This window comes from Shewanella sp. SM20, assembly GCF_025654545.1.
In the GTDB taxonomy this organism is placed as follows: domain Bacteria; phylum Pseudomonadota; class Gammaproteobacteria; order Enterobacterales; family Shewanellaceae; genus Shewanella; species Shewanella oncorhynchi.
In genome coordinates this window covers 1-19,262 of the sequence record NZ_JAKKRK010000083.1, presented here as the reverse complement: position 1 = coordinate 19,262, position 19,262 = coordinate 1, and the positions used below count along the sequence as shown (strand labels likewise).

Here is a 19,262-nt window from a genome sequence, read left to right as displayed (position 1 = left end):
GAAAGGGATTGCACGATAGATTGTCCTGTATGAGCTGCAAGTTGAGCCGCCAACTGTACAAGCCGTTTGGTCCTTCGTACATCCCCTAATTGTGCGCGCTGAAAAATGCTTTGTGCCCAGAGTGATGGTTCACTTAAAAACATGGTATGTGGTATCTGAAACAAAAGGTCAGGATCAGATCAGGGTAATTGAAAATGGTTCAAAAAAATCCCTCGGGGCAAACCGAGGGATTTGTGTAGAAGAGACAGAAGAGCATAGAGGGATTCTACCAGTTGATCTTCTTGGGCTAGATCTGTGAGTCCAAGGCCAATGGTGGCCCGAAAGAGTGCTATACCTGTGTGGCCTGCGGTTTCATATTGACTACTAAACTGCTCGATATTGATGCCAATTGCATTGATTTTATTGGATATATCGAGCACAAGTCCGGGTCTGTCATAGGCCACTAGGTTGTAACTTAAGCGTTTGATGGGCTTAAGGGCGACCGAGGTTTTGGAGTAGGTGAGGGACAGGCTATCGATGCATTCTAGGGCCTCAATAAGCTCGTCCATGCGCAGTGACGGCACTTCGAGTAACAATATCGCGGCAAAGACACCGTCAATATGGCGTAATTCTGAGTCGAGCCAGTTGCCGCCATGACGACTCACAGCATGGGCGATTTGTTCTACTAATCCTTTTCTATCAGGTGCTTGTAGTGTGATTAAGTATCGTAGCATAGTGACTGACTCCTATTTTTTGTAAAAGGCACCTGTTTTAAAACGGGGTGTAACACAACTGTCATCTTTGCGTCATATAATCCAACGCACTTAGAATAAAGGATGTTGTTATTGCTCAGTTTACGTTCAAACAGTGTAAGCATAGCACTCGGCAAATCCTAGCGAAAAAACTCGCTAGCTATTAATAATAGAGGTTCTTAATGGAAAGTCAGGTCACTCAACCTGGTTCTGCATCGCACAGTATGCTTAAAGGCGGACGCTCGAATCGCAGGGCATTTAAGGATAAAGCGGCGCAAATCAGCGTCACTATCGGCGGCACTATGGTATTTGTCGCCTTATTGTTGATCTTCTTTTATCTGTTGTATGTGATTAAACCCATTTTCGACAGTGCTGATGTCACACCCGTTAAGAGTGTGAGCTATCAACACGCGGATGTGCCGACCTTAATGGTGGGTGCTGAAGAGCAAAATGAGGTGATGTACCGTGTGAGCGTTCATGGTCAAGTGGACTTCTATACTGTTGCCGACGGTAGCTTACTTTCTAGCTTTACCCCGACGTTACCTGCGGGTGTTACCGTCACCAGCGCCGCCGTTGCTGTACCGAGCGAACAACGTTTTGCGCTGGGATTAAGTAATGGTCAGGTCATAGTGGCGGGCCTAGAGTTTGGTTTAACGTACCCCAATAACAAACGTTTAATCACACCTAAACTGCGTTATCCCGCAGGTGAAACCCCCATTACCGTCGATGAGACGGGCAGCGCGATTCATAAGCTGACCTTCACTTATAGCTCAGACAAAATGAGTTTTGCTTATCAAGATGAAAGTGGTGTTTGGCGCCTCACTCGTCTCGAAGGGCAAGAGAACATGATGACTGAAGAAGTGGAGTGGGTTTCTACGACGTCACAAATTCAAGATGCGCCGAAGAAAGTCTCCCATGAGCTGATGACGCCCGATCAACGTCAATTGATGTTGCAAACTGGCAATAAAATTTTCGTGTACGACATCCGTGATACTGACAGCTTAGATCTGCTGCAGGTGATTGATGTTGAACGTGCTAAAGCACAAGTCAATAACGTGGCTTTGCTGGCGGGGGCGAGTTCATTACTGGTCAGTTATGACACAGGTATTGTGGCGCAGTACTTCCAAGTTAATGGTGAAAAAGGGCGTTTATATCAAGAGATTCGTCAGTTTGATGACTTACCGCCCATCAGTTCGATCGCCTCTGAGTTTTATCGTAAGAGTTTCGCGACAGTGAGCTCTGAGGGTGAGCTAACACTACTCTATACCACGAGTCATCGTGAACTGTTTGATGCAAAGTTTGACCTTAAAAACCCCGGTAAAATGGGCTTTACCCCACGCTCAAACGGCATAGTCGTTGAGGCGGACAAAAAGCTGCATATCTTCAGTGTGGAAAACTCCCACCCAGAAGTGTCATGGAGCGCTATGTGGGACAAGGTGTGGTATGAAGGTTATCCAGAGCCTAAATATGTATGGCAATCGACCTCAGGTTCTGACGATTTCGAAGCTAAGCTGAGCTTAATGCCATTGGCCTACGGCACAATGAAAGCGGCATTTTATGCCATGTTATTTGCCGTGCCTTTATCCGTTGCTGGTGCGATTTACACGGCTTACTTTATGTCGCCTAAGGTGCGCGGTTTCGTGAAACCGACCATTGAAATCATGGAAGCATTACCAACGGTGATTTTAGGCTTCTTGGCGGGTCTGTGGTTAGCGCCACTGATTGAAGAACATCTCCCCGGCATTTTAATTCTACTGATCTTATTGCCGACCTCGATACTCACATCTGCCTATGGCTGGAGTAGGTTGCCGGGTAAGTGGAAACAACGTTTACCCGAAGTGTACCAAGAGCTGATGTTAATCCCTGTGGTCTGTTTCGTGGGTTGGTTCTCTTTTGCGGTCAGCCCAATCATCGAAGTGGCGCTGTTTGATGGTAATACCCGTCAATTCATCACTAACGAACTGGGGATCACCTTCGACCAACGTAACGCGCTGGTGGTCGGTATTGCCATGGGCTTTGCGGTGATCCCAACGATTTTCTCCATCGCTGAAGATGCCATTTTCTCTGTACCGCGTCATTTATCTAACGGCAGCTTAGCCTTAGGCGCGACGCCTTGGCAGACATTGACACGCGTGGTGTTGTTAACCGCCAGTCCGGGTATTTTCTCGGCCATTATGATGGGCCTTGGCCGCGCCGTTGGCGAGACCATGATCGTACTGATGGCCACCGGTAACACCGCCATCATGGAATGGAGTGTGTTCGAAGGGATGCGAACCTTGGCGGCAAACATTGCGGTTGAAATGCCTGAATCGGCTATCGGTAGCTCGCATTATCGTGTGCTCTTCCTTGCTGCGTTCGTACTATTCATCTTTACATTCTTCTTTAACACCATTGCAGAAGTGGTGAGACAGCGTCTACGTGAACGCTATAGCTCGCTGTAACGGGGATAAGACAATGACATTAAATACTATTTCGCCAGTGACCTTGAGAGGTTTGTGCAATGGGTAAGTGGGTAAAATCAGGCTCGCCATGGATATGGATGACGGGCGGTGCCGTGAGCATCAGTTTGATTGCCGTCTTAGGCTTATTATTGTTAATCGCATGGCGCGGCTTAAGTTACTTTTGGCCTGCAACCGTTTACCAGTGGGAGCTTGAAGATAACACGGGTGTACGTTCGACCTTAATTGGTGAGGTTTACGATAGGGAAGAAGTACCGACTGAGCGTTTGATTGCTGCTGGCCATGTGTTTAAGCAACATCCGGGCGAGTTTGTGACCCGTTACTTAGTGAAAACCGGTAACCGTGAATTTGTGGGTTTGGATTTCCGCTGGATATTAGGTACGGACATTGTTAGCCGTTCTGTGCCAAGCGAGGTCGCACTGATCGAGCGGGCTAAAAACGGTAACTTCTACGGTTATCCGATAGCCGTGATTGAAAATGGCAAGCGTCTTGATTTAGTGAATGATGCGATTGAATCCTCCTTAATGGAGCACATCGAACGCGCAGTGGCCTTATCGGACAAAGCGGTTGATTTGCAGAAGCAAGATATTGGCTCGATTAACTACGCCATTGAAAAATTGCGTTTGCAGGAGCGTCGTTTCGAGCTGGATGGGGAACTGACCGACAGTATAAAAGCTGAGTTGGTCGCCAAGAGAGCTCAATTGCAAGAAGATTACTTAGTGCTTGAAAAAGCGTTATTTGCCCTGCGTGATGATGCGGCGCGTGACTCGGTTATTGTCCGAGATATGCGCGGCGAAGAAGTTGAACTGAAGCTTGATACCGTTCTCGATGTGACCTATGTGAATCACTTAGGACTCATAGGAAAAATTGGTAAGTGGTTTGTCGGTATTGGACGCTTTATGAGTGACGACCCGCGTGAAGCCAACACTGAGGGCGGCGTGTTCCCCGCGATTTTCGGCACTGTGTTTATGGTGATGTTGATGGCGGTTATCGTGACGCCATTTGGCGTGGTCGCTGCGGTTTATCTACATGAATATGCTAAGAAAGGCCCTATTACTAAGATGATCCGTATTGCGGTAATCAACTTAGCGGGTGTGCCCTCTATTGTGTATGGTGTATTCGGTTTAGGTTTCTTCGTGTACATGATGGGCGGTTCCATCGACCAATTGTTTTACGCTGAAGCTTTGCCTGCTCCTACCTTTGGTTCGCCAGGGGTGATTTGGTCGGCATTAACCCTCGCGATTTTGACGCTGCCAGTGGTTATTGTGTCGACTGAAGAAGGGTTAAGTCGTATTCCAAGCGCAGTACGTCAAGGTAGTTTGGCATTGGGCGCGACTAAGGCTGAAACCCTGTGGCGGATTGTGATCCCGATGGCGAGTCCAGCGATCATGACGGGTTTGATTTTAGCGGTCGCTCGTGCTGCCGGTGAAGTGGCACCGCTGATGTTGGTGGGTGTCGTGAAATTAGCGCCAACTTTACCACTGGACTTTAACTTCCCGTTTGTGCATTTAGAACGTAAGTTCATGCACTTAGGGTTCCATATATATGATGTGGGCTTCCAGAGTCCTAACGTTGAAGCGGCACGTCCTCTGGTGTATGCGACCTCTTTCTTGCTGGTGTCTGTGATTGTGGCACTCAACTTGACGGCCATTAGCGTGCGTAACCACTTACGTGAAAAATATCGTTCGCTTGAGCACTAATCAGCGATTATCCTGAAAGTATTAGGACTAAATATGATTTCTATAGATTCGACAGCAATGAAAACCAATAACTTTGATTTAGCTAACTTAAGCCAGAACGACACCGCGCTGGAGATCCGTAACTTAGATTTGCGCTATGGTGATAAGCAAGCGCTGTTTAATGTATCGATGAAGATCCCCAAGAAGCAAGTCACTGCCTTTATCGGCCCCAGTGGTTGTGGTAAATCGACACTATTGCGCTGTATTAACCGCATGAATGACTTAGTTGATAATTGTCATATCGGCGGCGAGATATTGCTGCACGGCCAGAATATTTACGACAAAAAGATTGACGTCGCGGCCCTGCGCCGTAATGTCGGTATGGTGTTCCAACGCCCAAATCCTTTCCCTAAGTCGATTTATGAAAACGTTGTTTATGGCTTGAGATTGCAAGGGCTGAATAACCGTCGTGAACTCGACGAAGCGGCTGAGCGTTCATTGCGCGGCGCGGCGATTTGGGACGAAGTTAAAGACAGATTGCACGATAACGCCTTTGGTTTGTCTGGCGGTCAACAGCAACGTCTGGTGATTGCCCGTGCGATAGCCATTGAGCCAGAAGTGCTATTACTCGACGAACCAACATCGGCACTCGATCCGATTTCGACCCTGACTATTGAAGAGTTAATCACTGAGCTTAAGACGAAATACACTGTGGTTATCGTGACTCACAACATGCAACAGGCGGCGCGGGTATCGGATCAAACGGCCTTTATGTATATGGGTGAATTAGTTGAATATGCTGATACTAATACGATTTTCACCACGCCGAAAAAACGTAAGACTGAAGATTACATCACAGGACGTTACGGTTAATCGCTTGAGTATCGGATAAGGCCACCACGGCTTGGTATGGGTCAACAGTTAAGTAACAGGTTGGAACGCAATGGAAAACATGAATTTAAGTAAGCACATTTCGGGTCAGTTCACCGCTGAGCTGGATGATATCCGTAATCGAGTGCTCGCCATGGGTGGCTTGGTTGAACGTCAGCTAGAGCAAGCGATTGATGCCTTAAGTGCCCTCGATGCCGAGTTAGCCCAGCGGGTGATTGCAGGCGATCATAAGGTCAATGCGATGGAAGTCTCCATTGACGAAGAATGCACGCGTATTATTGCCAAGCGTCAACCTGCGGCCAGCGATTTACGCCTGATTATCGCTATTTCAAAAACCATCGCCGATCTTGAGCGTATTGGTGATGCCTGTGTGCGGATTGCAAAAGCGGCATTAGATAAACGTTTGAATAATCAGCAGCCTTTGTTAGTTAGCATTGAAAATATGGGGCGTCATGCGACTCGGATGTTGCATGCGACTTTAGATGCCTTGGCCCGTATGGATGCCGATACCGCGTTAGAGCTGCATAAAGAAGATGCTAAGCTTGACCGTGAATATGAAGGCATTATTCGCCAGTTAATGACCTATATGATGGAAGATCCGCGTTCAATCCCAGACATACTCGACGTATTATGGGCAGCACGCGCAGTTGAGCGTGTCGGCGACCGCTGCAAAAATATTTGTGAATACATCATCTACTACGTGAAAGGCAAAGACGTTCGCCATACTTCCTACGAAGATATGGAAAAGGACATGAAAGGCTAACACAAGTATTAATCTGCTATTGTAATGCCATTCGCTGAATAAAACGCTCTACAGTCTCTGTGGAGCGTTTTGCTTTTAGGGCTTTTAAATGCGGCTTAATAAATGCCGACTGCTTTTATAGACTGATTTGACAGTACTAATAGCAATGATGAGTCAATTCGATTTGGTAAAAACGCATTGGAAAATTCTGCAGGCTAGTATAGCTGAGTGAACTGTCATTTTAGTTGGGATAATGGAATGGACCCATCCACTTTTAATCGGCCTCGCAATGGGCCACGATGTAGTCGCTAAAACTCATCAGAAAGAGGACGGGTCCACCTATGAAGATTACTACAATCGGTTTAGATATCGCAAAGTCTGTTTTTCATGCTGTTGGTGTCGATAAAGCAGGCAAGTTAATCAAAAAGAAAATGCTTAGACGCAAAGACTTGCTGCCCTTTGTCGCGAAAATTGAGCCTTGCCTTATCGTTATGGAGGCGTGTGGCGGCGCGAGTTATTGGGCCAGAGAATTTGAGCAATTTGGGCACGTAGTTAAGTTAATTGCCCCGCAGTATGTGGTTCCTTTTAGGCAAGGTAATAAAAATGACTACAACGATGCACTAGCCATTGCGGAGGCTGCGCAGCGGCCCAACATGCGGTTTGTAAAACCCAAAAGCGTCGAGCAGCAAGATGTGCAACTGCTCCACCGTATGCGGGAACGATTAACTAAACAATCAACAGCCTTAATCAATCAAGTCAGAGGGATGCTAGCGGAATACGGCATTGTGATGACCAAAAGTAAATCGGCTTTTAAAGCCCAGCTACCTGATATTTTGATCGATGAAGCCAATACATTGACCACCAAGGGTAGAGCCATATTTTATCAGTTATATGATGAGGTTATCGACATTGAAAAACGGCTTAAGAGTTGTGATACCCAAGTACTAAACGAAACTCAAAACAATGTGATTTGTCAGCGATTACAGACTATTCCTGGTGTTGGGCCTGTCACCGCTACGGCGATTTATGCTGCAGTGGGTGACGGCAAAGACTTTAGCAATGGCCGACATTTTTCAGCTTGGTGTGGCTTAGTACCTAAGCAGCACAGCAGTGGCGGGAAAGATAACCTCCTCGGGATAAGTAAGCGGGGAAACGCCTATTTACGTACGCTGTTCATCCACGGCGCCAGAGCGGTGTTGCGGCACAGTGGGAGTAAGTATGTTAACGATTAACCAACCAGCAAGTTGCTAAGACACTTGATTTGATGATGAGACAGTCAGACTGATCTACTAAAAACCTTACGAAAACACAGGCTCTGATGAAGCCGCAGGGATGATAAGGACAGTAGAAGCAAATATCCATCAGGGCCAGAGGAATCCCTCAATAAGAGGCCGAATATATGGGTGCAATGAACTCTTCTCAAAATTGATATCGAATGTCTTGCAAACCGGATGGGTCCATATATGAGTTTACGGCGTGTCACTGGGAAAACAATGACAATTAATGCTGCGTAACTCAGTTGTCTTGCTTTGGGGCAATAGCTTTTTAGCTAAACGAACAGCGAAAGGGTCAGTGAGGATTGGCATTGTTGCAACAGTGACCGTTGGGGCATGTTAAGTAGAGCCCTCAGGGATACTTCTTATTAAATGAAAGGGGGCGAGTCACTGGGGAAACAATGACAATTCATGCAGCACAACTGACGATATCACTCACTAGCTTTGAGCCTTTCTGCCTTTGAGTATTTAGAGTTGAAATGGCGGAAATCTAAGATTTAACCGCCATTGTTCTATTAACCCTTAATACTTGGCTTAATACTTGATACAGACTTTATTGCTACCCAACACTTTTGTGCCATCCCAAAATCACTTTCACAAAGAGCGCTATTTAACCGCCGATAGTTCGATAAACGCTGCGGTGTACATTTTTAGGTTCAGCATAAATTGCTTATGGGTGATGAACTCTTTTTCTGTATGGCCTGTGTATTCCACGCCCAGCATCGCTGGGTCAAAACTTAAAGCAATGGAGAGTAATTTACTGTTTGTTGAGCCGCCAATTGCAATGGGTTTAGGGTCGACTAAGCCAAGAAAACGTGCCTGAGACGCGATAATATCCTCGCCCAGTTTGCCATCATTTTTTGCTTAAAAGCCTGACACAAAACATTTGTTACAAACTAAACACAAAATCGATGGAACCCCTAGTCCGATACATGTTAAACAGTCACATTAAGCTTAATTTAATGGTTTTAGCCGCACGTAGACTTCAATTTTTTCCTGAAATCCAAGGCCATCATCATGCAAACATCCATAACAATATCGACCTAACGGGGAACAAATAATGAAGGGACTAACCCTCAAACCGCAAGCCCGCACGGCTAAGCTCACGCTAAGTGCCATCGCTTTCGCCTTAACATTGGGCGCCTGTAGCACACAACAACCCGATGCCAGTGTTCAAACAAGTGCGGCGCCAAATGCAGTGTCAGCGCAAATTATCAGCCAGAATGCGACTAATCCATTCTTTAAACCCTATGATACTTTTATGGAGATTCCGGCCTTCGATAAAATCAAGCCGGAGCATTTCCTCCCCGCATTTAAAGCGGGAATCGCTCAACAACACGAACAAATTCAAGCAATTGTTGATAATAAAGCCAAACCCACCTTCGCCAATACGATTGAAGCCATGGAGTTTTCTGGCGATCTAGTGACGCGCGTTTCTAACGTCTTCTTTAACCTGACGGGCGCGGATACGAATGAAGCATTGCAAGCACTCTCGAAAGAAGTGTCGCCTATGTTATCGTCCGCCGAAGACGATATTTTGCTCAATGACAAACTGTTTCAAAAAGTTAAAGCTGTCCACGACGCAAAAGACAACCTGAAGCTCAGCACAGCCCAAGCCAAATTACTGGAAGATACCTATAAATCTTTCACCCGTGGCGGCGCTAACTTAAGCGAGCCAGATAAAACCAAACTGCGCGCGCTGAACGAAGAAATCGGCAAACTCAATTTAACCTTTGGAGACAATCTATTAGCCGAAACCAATGCATTCGAATTAGTGGTTGATAATAAAGCCGATCTCGCAGGTTTACCCGCAGATGTGATTGCCACAGCCTTTGAAACCGCCAAAAAACGTGGCCATGAAGGCAAGTGGGTATTTACCACGTCTCGCCCTTCTATCACGCCTTTTTTAACCTATGCCGATAACCGCCAGTTACGTGAAAAACTCTACAAAGGTTATATCGAGCGCGGTAACAACAATAACGCCAACGATAACAAGATTATCCTCGCTAAGATTGCTGCCCTGCGTGCTGAACGTGCTCAACTGATGGGCTATAAAACCCATGCGGATTTCGTGTTAGAAGAACGCACAGCTAAAACACCAGAAAACGTCTACGGTTTACTCAATAAAGTATGGCCAGCGGCATTGGCCCAAGCCAAAACCGAAGTGGCTGATATGCAAGCCATGATTGACGCTCAAGGTGGCAATTTTAAGCTGCAAGCGTGGGACTGGGATTACTACGCCGACAAGATCCGTGTTGCTAAGTACAGCTTTAACGAACAACAAACCCGCCCGTATTTCTCCCTCGACAGTACATTAAAAGGCGTGTTCTACACGGCTAACCGTTTGTACGGTTTAACCTTTAAAGAACGCACCGACTTGCCCAAATACAATGCAGAAGTTCGTACTTGGGAAGTTTACGATAAAGACGGCAAACTGATGGCCATCTTTATGGGTGACTATTTCACCCGTGACAGCAAACGTGGCGGCGCTTGGATGAACTCCTTCCGCAAGCAATACCATATGAATGGCGTTGATTCTAAACCTATTATTATCAACGTATTAAACTACCCTCGCCCAGCGGGTAATGAGCCAGCGTTGCTGACTTTCGATGAAGCCAGCACACTATTCCACGAATTTGGCCACGCACTACACGGCATGTTATCGAACGTCGAATATCGCTCACAAGGCGGCACCGCCGTACCTCGCGATTACGTTGAGTTCCCATCGCAAGTGAATGAAAACTGGATGACTCAGCCAGAAGTGTTAGCCCAATTTGCCAAGCACTACAAAACCGGCGAAGTGATCCCGCAGGAGCTAGTGCAGAAAATCCAAGCGGCCAGCAAGTTCAACCAAGGTTTTTCTACCGTTGAATACATGGCGGCCACTAAACTCGATTTAGATTGGCACACACTGACCGACACTAGGCCAATGGATGCGGCCAAGTTTGAGGCGGACTCGTTAGCGGCAATGGGACTGATTGAAGAAATTAGCCCACGCTATCGCAGCACTTACTTCTCGCATATTTTCGCAGGCGGTTATTCAGCAGGCTACTACAGCTACCTCTGGTCGGATATTTTAGGTGCGGATGCTTTCGAAGCCTTTAAAGAAAACGGCATTTTCGACAAGGCCACTGCGGACTCCTTCCGTAACAATATCCTTTCGAAAGGCGGCAGTGATGATCCTATGCTGATGTATAAAAACTTCCGCGGTAAAGAAGCCGGTATAGAGCCGCTACTACGTAGCCGCGGATTACTGGCCGAGTAACATAACATCATCCCTCTAAATTGAAGTTTGAAATATCACCAACAGGGAGCTAACACTCCCTGTTTTTATTTTACTGATACCAAATAGGGAAATGGCGAGAAAGGTCAAGATGACAGAGTGCAGCTTGGCAGGTAACATCTTGGGAAAAAGATGTTACGGAACTTACGCCTAAACTTTTTAAACGCGGATTCGTAAAGGTTGGTACGTTTCCGCTTCACATTTTAACCCACTATGATTCACCGCTTAGGCGACATTAAATCTTCAATAGAGTTATATGATGAATATTGAGATGGTAGAAAAAGCAGATCATCTTAGTCTGCTCAATATTTGGGAAGCATCAGTGAGAGCAACCCATGACTTTTTAGCAGAAGAAGATCTACAGGAATTAAAGCCGTTGATCCTCGAACAATATTTTGACGCCGTTCACTTAAAGTGCGCTAAAAATGACAATGGAGAAATCCTCGGATTCTGCGGGGTACATGATGGCAATATTGAAATGCTGTTCATCTCACCTGACGCGCGCGGAAAAGGGATTGGTTCCATGCTAGCGACACATGCCATTAATGAACTGGGAGCCGCAAAGGTTGATGTTAATGAGCAGAATGAGCAAGCATTAGGTTTTTACCAGCATATTGGTTTTTCAGTAACGGGTCGCTCACCCGTTGATGGACAGGGTAAACCTTATCCGCTGTTGCATATGGCGTTATATTCCATTGAGGGATTGTAGATGTATCCTGATTCAATCGATGAAAATAGGGTTGGAGAGTATCCGGCGGAAACAAAATCAGGCGGCGGTTATTTCTATGATCAAGTCTTAGAATATCGTGTTTGGTGCCGCCCTTGGCAAGGTGCTCCAGATGAATTTGATGGTGAAATCTACTATTACGCATTTCATACTTATAATGAGGCTCTTGAATTTTCGAATGAAACTGACGGGTCTGAAGCGCCTTTAGTACTTGTTAAACAGCTTGAATGGATTGATGAACCAGAAGCAGGAAAATTCATTCATAAAACAGGTGAACGCCTAACAGAATGGAGGGTTGAGTGGCTATTAGAGAGTCAACGTAAGGAGGACACTATTGCTAACTTTATAAGCGACAATCAAACATAACAATTTAATCAATAAAAAATAGTTTAAGACTGTCTTTCGACAACATTTCAACAAACTATTTTGGAGCTGTGATTAGGAGCGTTACCTGTAGATTTTTCGTCCTCTAAACTTCCTGTCTTGAAACAAAAAATGGTTAATAAATCCGCCCCAACATCAATAAAAAAGGGCTTGCTAGGTTTCCCTAACAAGCCTTTATCTTTTTACAATTAATCGACTAAACCGCGGCGCTTTAACAGTGCCTCTGTTGTCGGTTTTTTACCCGTAAAGTGAATATAATCTTGCATGAGATCTTCACTGTTACCTTTAGATAAGACTTCCTTACGGAATTTGTCACCATTATCGGCTTTTAATCCACCTTGCTCGCCCATATAGGCAAAGGCATCGGCGGCAAACACTTCGGTCCACAAATACGCATAATATCCAGCTGAATAACCACCGGAGAAGGCATGGCTAAAGTAGCTCGACTTATAACGGGGTGGAATTGGCGCAAAATCAAGACCATGTTTAGCTAGCACTTGGTGCTCAAACTTCTCTACATCGCTAATTTGAGTATCGGCGCTGATAGAGTGCCATTCCATATCTAACAAGGCCGCTGACAGGTACTCAACGGTATCAAAACCTTGGCCAAACTTATTTGCCGCTAAAATTTTATCGAGCAGTGCCTTAGGAATTGGCTCACCCGTTTTGTAGTGTTTGGCATAGTTAGCAATCACAGCAGGGTCGATATTCCAATCTTCGTTGACCTGCGATGGGAACTCAACAAAGTCACGTGCGGTTGATGTGCCAGCCACGCTTGGGTATTTCACCTGCGAGAATAAACCGTGTATTGCATGGCCAAATTCATGGAACAGAGTGGTCACTTCATCGAAGGTCATTAGCGTTGGGCCATCGGCTGGCTTAGGAATATTAAGCGCGTTATAGACTACGGGCTTAGTGCCGAGCAGACCGCTTTGGGTGACGAACTCATCCATCCACGCGCCGCCGCCTTTGCCTTCACGGGCATACGGGTCTAGATAGAATAAGCCAATAGAACTGTTATCTTTATCAAAGACTTCAAAGGCTAAAACATCGGAATGCCACACGGGTAAATCGGTACGCGGTTTTAAGCTGATGCCATACAATTTATGCATAGCGAAAAACAGCCCGTCTTTCAGCACAGTATTAAACTCGAAATAAGGCTTGATACTGCTTTCATCGAGGGAGTATTTCTCTTTACGCACTTTATCGGCGTAGTAAGCCCAATCCCAAGGTTGCAGCTCAAAATCACCGCCCGCCTTTTTGATTTCAGCTTGAATATCAGCCGCTTCCAGTTTGGCGCGAGCTAAAGCTTTTGGCGCTAAATCATCGAGGATTTCATACACAGCGGCTGGTGTTTTCGCCATTTGATCGGCAACCGCATAGGATGCCCAAGTATCAAACCCCAGTAAATTGGCTTTTTTAGCCCGTATTTGCGCCATTTTGACAATCAATGGACCATTGATTGCGACGGCTCTGTGCGCCGAGGTTTCCCATACTTTTTGGCGCAGTTCACGGTTGCTCAGGCTAGAAAGCACAGGTTGACGTGTCGTGTTGACTAAAGTAATCAAATAGCCTTCTTTACCAGCAGCTTTAGCAGCCGCAGCTAAAGTAGCAATTTCGCTGTCGGATAAACCGGCTAACAGGGCTTTATCAGTCACAACAATCACATCATCTTTAAATGATTTTAAGCTGTTTTGTGAAAAGTCCGTCGCTAAGGTTGCAAGTTCAGCGTTAAAGTCGCGCATCTTAGCTTTATCTTCGGCCGACAATTTCGCGCCAGCGCGAACAAACTGCTCATAGTAGTATTCAACTAAACGCTGATCTTCCGCATTTAGGCTGCTCTTTTGCTGGTATACGGCTTCAACACGGGCAAATAAAGTCGGATCAAGATAAATATTATCTCGGTGGGCAGATAGCTTAGGTGCAAGATCCGCTTCGGTTTTCTGGAAATCATCATCAGAAATCAGACCTGCGAGATTAAAGAAGGTACGCGATACGCGCGTTAACAATTCACCCGAGGTTTCCATGGCGAGAATGGTATTGTCAAAACTAGCCGCTTGTTTGTTATTCACAATCGCAGCGATTTCTGCATCGTGAGCTTTAATGCCCTGCTCGAAGGCGGGAGCATAATCTACAGACTGAATAAGATTAAATTGCGGCGCTTGATCTTGCAGTGGACTCTTGCTCAGCAGCACATTAGTTGCTTGCGCTTTAGCGGCGGATTGAGTCGCAACGGCATTTTTGGCTTCATTGGTGCTTACAGCAGGCTTGTCTGAACAAGCGCCAAGTAACAATGCCGCAGCTACGGCTGTGGTAATAACGGACTTACGCATATTAACTCCCTTGGATGTTGCTGCCCTTTCGATTGTATTTTTAAGGTAAAAAGGTGCGCGCAAACGGATTTTGGCTTTCGGTTTACAACAGTCTGTTTTAACGAACTTGTGTAGCTTCGTACGTCAATTTCGATGAACTACCTTAACAAGTTACGCGCATTTCAGCCAAGTTTTACCCGCCCAGAGCACAGCTAATTTGTATCACTTTATGTGTATTACTCGTCTAAATAAGCCTATGCCAACGCTACGCTAAACCTAACTCGCCTCAATCAAGCCAAGAGACATGCGAGCATAAGTGATCAACATTGGCTAAAATTTGATGTAAAAGAATTATTTAAAACAATTCTACTGAAGTTTTACGTCAAATATCCCCGACATAGACAAGGGGCTGAGCGAATAAAATGCCATTCCAATAACAAATATTAATTCTTCTTAATAAACTGTTTACTGTAATTATTTAAACATTGGCGTAACAAATAAACAGGCTAAACGGCTCACTATTTAGGCAAGCAAACCTTGAGTCACAATTTGAAACAGCTTTTATCCGATTAATGTCACATTCAGATCATCAAATGTCTTTATAATTCCCGCTCGTTAACTTAGCAGCAAATTAACCTAACAGTTAAATTACGCTGAATTAACGGGATGATGGGCATGTTCTTTTACGGAACATGCATTGGGGTCAAATAAATATAAATAGAGATAACTATGTTAAATAAGAAAATACTCGCAGTGATGATCACTGCCGCCCTTGGTGTAAGCGCCTGTAATTCTGATGACGACACGATTATTCAACCTGATGACAAAGTCGTTCAAGCCGATTTACGGGTACTCGAAACCACAGATCTGCACACAAATATCATGGATTTCAACTACTACAGTGGCAAAAATGACCCAACTATCGGTCTAGCCCGTACTGCAAGCTTAATCCACGCTGCACGCAACGAAGCCAAAAACAGCGTACTCGTCGACAACGGCGATCTACTACAAGGCAGCCCAATGGGCGATTACATGGCTAAAGTTGGCCTGCAAATGGGTGATATTCATCCAGCCTATAAAGCCATGAACCTATTAGATTATGAAGTCGGTAATATCGGTAACCATGAATTTAACTATGGTTTAGATTTCTTAAATAAATCCATTAGTGGTGCAGATTTCCCTTATATCAACTCAAACGTTTATTGCGCCGACGATAATGGTTGCTGGAATGAGGTTAAAAAAGGTGAGCATTTATTCACCCCTTATATCATCAAACAAAAAAACATCATCGACAGTGAAGGTAATAATCAAACCATTAACATTGGTTATATTGGTTTTGTGCCACCGCAAATTCTATTGTGGGATAAACAAAATCTGACGGGTAAAGTGACGGTCGAAGATATTATTGAAACCGCGAAAAAATATGTCCCCGAAATGAAAGCCAAAGGGGCCGATATCATTATCGCCATTCCTCACTCTGGCATTGGTTCAACGGAAAATCCTGGCGATCCTATGGCTGAAAATGCCACTTACGCTTTGACTTATGTTGATGGTATCAATGCGATTCTATTCGGCCACAGCCACTCTATCTTCCCTGATACTAAGTATGCCGACTTACCCAATACCGACGTCACTAAAGGCCTACTGAACGGCGTCCCCGCAGTGATGCCAGGTCGTTGGGGTGATAACTTAGGGGTTGTTGACTTTAAACTTGAACGTAGAGATGGCAAATGGCATGTCCTTAGTGCCAAAACGCAAGCTCGCCCCATATATAATGGTGCAACTAAGGAAGAGTTAGTTAGCCAAGATCCCGCAATTAAAGATGCAGTCGCAGCCGAGCACCAAGGCACCCTCGCCTTTGTGGATGAACCTATCGGCGTTGCCGCAGCGGACATGTACAGTTTCCTTACCTTAGTGCAGGACGACCCTACGGTACAAATCGTTTCCGATGCGCAAATCGCTAACGTGAAAGCGAAATTACCTGCAGCATTAAAAGGTCTGCCAGTGCTGTCAGCCTCTGCACCCTTTAAAGCGGGCGGTCGCCACGGTACAACCAGTGATGCCGATCAATTTGTGCAAGTTGATAAAGGCCCACTGACCTTTAAAAACGCCGCGGATCTGTACCTGTATCCCAATACTATGGTGGCAGTCAAAGCAACGGGCGCCGAATTGAAAGATTGGCTCGAGTGCTCAGCGAACCAGTTCAATCAAATTGACCCTGCAAAAACCACCCCACAAGGTTTAATCAATTGGGATGGTCATCCAACCTACAACTTCGACGTACTGGATGGCTTAACCTATAAAATTGATGTGACCCAACCGAGCAAGTTTGACCGCGATTGCGCCGTCGTTAATGCCAACGCAAACCGTATCGTTGATTTAAGCTATAAAGACGAAAACGGCAAAGTCATCACAGGCGAAGAATTTGCCGCGAAAGAGTTTATCGTCGCTTCAAATAACTACCGCGCCTTTGGTGGTAAGTTTGCCGGTACGGGTAGCGACCATGTCGTGCTCGAACTGCCCGATACTAACCGTGAAGCATTAGCGGCTTATATCACAGCGCAATCTCAATACAACGAAACCACGGGTAAGTACGAAGGTATGGTCAATCCAAGTGCCGATTACAACTGGGATTTCAAAACCATCACTACCGACGTCACATTAGACGTTCGCTTCCAAACCCAAGACAGTGACAAAGCCGCTACCTTTATCGAAGCCAATAAACAACGTGAAATGAAGAAGATAAGCAAGGATGAACTGGGTTTCGCCGTTTATAGCATCAACCTAACCAAATAAGCGTTCAATCCCGAAATATCATGCTAAAAAAGGCTCCTCGTGAGCCTTTTTTATTCCCTGCAGATCAAATTAACGCTAATCTGCGATCTATAAACAGCTGGTCGCCATTTAGCTCATCATGCTCCACACTAAAAGTTAGACCAACTTTGTGTCGCCAAATATCTGCCTTACTATTTAGCTTAGCGGCATCCTTATAACAACAGAGAAAGCTTATGAAATATCAATCAATCTTATGTGCCACTGCGTTAATGCTGGGCGCAGTGCAACCTGCAACGGCCGATGTTCATCTCAATCTGCCTAAAAATGCTGAAGTGCTAACGGTCAATGGCAAGCCAGCCGTAAAGAGTAGCAACCTCGTTTTAGCCGATGGGACTAATCAAATTGCCTTCCGCTATGCCGCGCAATACCGGCAACAAGCTGACTCAGTACATTATCTCTCCGACGTGCTCATCGTCCGTTTTGATGCATCAGCACAAACACTCACGCTGACACTTCCCGCTATCAACTCAGCCAGAGATGCAAAAAAATTTGATGAGTCGCCCAAGCTGACGCTATTAAATGCTCAAGATGAAGCAGTGGGTTTTACCAGTGATAAATTAATTAAGAATGGCATTCAACTAGGACGGGATTTCGAACACGAGATACTGCAGTACAACCTTAGTAATCATCCGGCTTCATTAAATCTCACTATGAATACCGCAACAACGCAAGCAACCGACGCCATTGCACCAGTATTGGCAAGCCAGCCGCAAATACACCAAACATCAGCAGCCACATCCACGAGCTTGATCGCGCCAGCAGTTATGTCGTCAGCAGTCGCAGCGAACAATGACAAAGCTCAGCAAATCACACCTACTACGACACCTAGCCAAGCTGAAATCAGTCAAATGCTGGATTACTGGTACAAACAAGCTAACGACAATACCAAAGCCAGCTTCAAAGCCAAAATCAACAAAGAGTGATGCATAGAGCACGCAAGCGTTGAAGAGGGTATTTGTCCTCTAACCATCAACATTGCTTCAGCTATCTATTTCAAACCGCCAGCTTAGTGTCACTATGAACTGGCGGCTCTATTACAGTTCATAAAATGAGAACTTAGTAAAACTTAAGCTCATTAAGAAAGCGTTCAGTAAACCATTTCCACTTCACAACTTAATGTTATTTCAAACAATGAAACGGTTTCAAAAACGCTAAAACATGTGAATTGCAGACGTAAAAAAGCCAGCTTATTCAGCTGGCTTGGTTACATCTCAATGAGATAATTAGGCGCTTGGCGATGACCTACTCTCACATGGGGGTGAAATCATAGCGCTATAAATACGGAGTATTTAGCATGATTGAACGCGAAGAAGCTTGTCTTCGTAGCTGGGGAGTCCGCTTAGCGGCGGGCGACTGCCATGGATGGTGGAAGTGTCAATATTGGAGGAACATTTATTGACCGACATCGAGATAAGTTTTTGCGAAGCGTATAAACAAAAAAGCCCTAGCGGTTTAGGCTAGGGCTTTTTTGTTTATTTGGATGCTTGGCGATGACCTACTCTCACATGGGGAGACCCCACACTACCATCGGCGCGTTTGCGTTTCACTTCTGAGTTCGGGATGGGATCAGGTGGTTCCACAAGGCTATTGTCACCAAGCAAATTCTGTTTATTACCGTGTCCATCTCTGGCTCACGCTAATAATAATTCGGAAAGCTGATTTGCTTTGTTTGAGTTCAAACTTTATCAAGTRTCKRTATTCTGTCTAAGGCTTCTTTGTAAAACCCATCTGGGTTGTATGGTTAAGCCTCTCGAGTCATTAGTACATGTTAGCTCAACGCCTCACAACGCTTACACACCATGCCTATCAACGTCCTAGTCTCGAACGGCTCTTTAGAGGAATTAAATTCCTAGGGATGACTCATCTTAGGGCTCGCTTCCCGCTTAGATGCTTTCAGCGGTTATCGATTCCGAACGTAGCTACCGGGCAATGCCATTGGCATGAC

Annotated in this window: 12 protein-coding genes, 2 rRNA genes and 2 pseudogenes; 10 read left to right on the top strand and 6 right to left on the bottom strand. The window is 45.5% G+C overall.

Annotation, left to right across the window (positions count from 1 at the left end):
- Nucleotides 1-143 (bottom strand): transposase (locus tag L5M18_RS22015; RefSeq protein ID WP_263196006.1); only part of this gene is annotated, 143 nt, incomplete at its 3' end.
- A 36-nt stretch (nucleotides 144-179) separates the two neighbouring features.
- Nucleotides 180-713 (bottom strand): glycine cleavage system protein R, encoded by a 534-nt coding sequence (locus tag L5M18_RS22010; protein ID WP_263198615.1) that lies wholly within the window; start codon nucleotides 711-713, stop codon nucleotides 180-182.
- A gap of 200 nt (nucleotides 714-913) precedes the next feature.
- Here L5M18_RS22010 and L5M18_RS22005 point away from each other — a divergent pair, with 200 nt between their 5' ends.
- From L5M18_RS22005 to L5M18_RS21985, 5 genes and pseudogenes are all read left to right on the top strand, one after another.
- Entirely contained in the window at nucleotides 914-3,172 is a 2,259-nt protein-coding gene (locus L5M18_RS22005; RefSeq protein ID WP_263198614.1) for an ABC transporter permease subunit, read from the top strand.
- Nucleotides 3,173-3,231: 59 nt separating this feature from the next.
- Nucleotides 3,232-4,890, top strand: coding sequence for a phosphate ABC transporter permease PstA (gene pstA / locus L5M18_RS22000; RefSeq protein WP_028760532.1), 1,659 nt, complete (start codon nucleotides 3,232-3,234; stop codon nucleotides 4,888-4,890).
- Nucleotides 4,891-4,923: 33 nt separating this feature from the next.
- Nucleotides 4,924-5,742 carry a phosphate ABC transporter ATP-binding protein PstB gene (gene pstB, locus L5M18_RS21995; RefSeq protein WP_028760531.1) on the top strand — a complete coding sequence of 273 codons (819 nt, stop codon included), beginning with the start codon at nucleotides 4,924-4,926 and terminating at the stop codon, nucleotides 5,740-5,742.
- Between the two features lie 70 nt (nucleotides 5,743-5,812).
- On the top strand, nucleotides 5,813-6,523 hold the full coding sequence (phoU, locus tag L5M18_RS21990) for a phosphate signaling complex protein PhoU (RefSeq protein WP_028760530.1): 711 nt from the start codon (nucleotides 5,813-5,815) through the stop codon (nucleotides 6,521-6,523).
- Between the two features lie 320 nt (nucleotides 6,524-6,843).
- Nucleotides 6,844-7,719 (top strand): annotated as a pseudogene (locus tag L5M18_RS21985) (IS110-like element ISSpu22 family transposase); the annotation flags it as partial.
- A 663-nt stretch (nucleotides 7,720-8,382) separates the two neighbouring features.
- On the opposite strand, the pseudogene L5M18_RS21980 reads toward L5M18_RS21985, so the two are convergent.
- Nucleotides 8,383-8,595: pseudogene (locus L5M18_RS21980) on the bottom strand (hypothetical protein); the annotation flags it as partial.
- A 241-nt stretch (nucleotides 8,596-8,836) separates the two neighbouring features.
- On the opposite strand from L5M18_RS21980, the gene L5M18_RS21975 reads away from it, so the two are divergent.
- From L5M18_RS21975 to L5M18_RS21965, 3 genes are all read left to right on the top strand, one after another.
- Nucleotides 8,837-11,041 (top strand): M3 family metallopeptidase, encoded by a 2,205-nt coding sequence (locus L5M18_RS21975; protein WP_263198613.1) that lies wholly within the window; start codon nucleotides 8,837-8,839, stop codon nucleotides 11,039-11,041.
- 277 nt (nucleotides 11,042-11,318) lie between these two features.
- Nucleotides 11,319-11,768 carry an acetyltransferase gene (locus L5M18_RS21970; RefSeq protein WP_263177536.1) on the top strand — a complete coding sequence of 150 codons (450 nt, stop codon included), beginning with the start codon at nucleotides 11,319-11,321 and terminating at the stop codon, nucleotides 11,766-11,768.
- A complete protein-coding gene (locus L5M18_RS21965) occupies nucleotides 11,769-12,152 on the top strand; it encodes a GCN5 family acetyltransferase (protein WP_113940933.1) in 384 nt (127 codons plus the stop codon).
- 206 nt (nucleotides 12,153-12,358) lie between these two features.
- On the opposite strand, the gene L5M18_RS21960 is transcribed toward L5M18_RS21965, so the two are convergent.
- A complete protein-coding gene (locus L5M18_RS21960; protein WP_263198612.1) occupies nucleotides 12,359-14,503 on the bottom strand; it encodes a M3 family metallopeptidase in 2,145 nt (714 codons plus the stop codon).
- A 708-nt stretch (nucleotides 14,504-15,211) separates the two neighbouring features.
- Between L5M18_RS21960 and L5M18_RS21955 the strand changes: the two genes are divergently transcribed.
- Together L5M18_RS21955 and L5M18_RS21950 are read left to right on the top strand one after the other, a co-directional pair.
- Nucleotides 15,212-17,278: a bifunctional 2',3'-cyclic-nucleotide 2'-phosphodiesterase/3'-nucleotidase gene (locus tag L5M18_RS21955; protein WP_263198611.1), complete on the top strand. Its 2,067-nt coding sequence runs from the start codon at nucleotides 15,212-15,214 to the stop codon at nucleotides 17,276-17,278.
- A gap of 212 nt (nucleotides 17,279-17,490) precedes the next feature.
- On the top strand, nucleotides 17,491-18,240 hold the full coding sequence (locus L5M18_RS21950) for a DUF2057 domain-containing protein (protein WP_263198610.1): 750 nt from the start codon (nucleotides 17,491-17,493) through the stop codon (nucleotides 18,238-18,240).
- 559 nt (nucleotides 18,241-18,799) lie between these two features.
- Here the strand turns inward: L5M18_RS21950 and rrf are convergent.
- Both rrf and L5M18_RS21940 read right to left on the bottom strand, forming a co-directional pair.
- Nucleotides 18,800-18,915 (bottom strand): 5S ribosomal RNA (gene rrf / locus L5M18_RS21945).
- A gap of 139 nt (nucleotides 18,916-19,054) precedes the next feature.
- A 23S ribosomal RNA gene (locus L5M18_RS21940) occupies nucleotides 19,055-19,262 on the bottom strand; the annotation flags it as partial.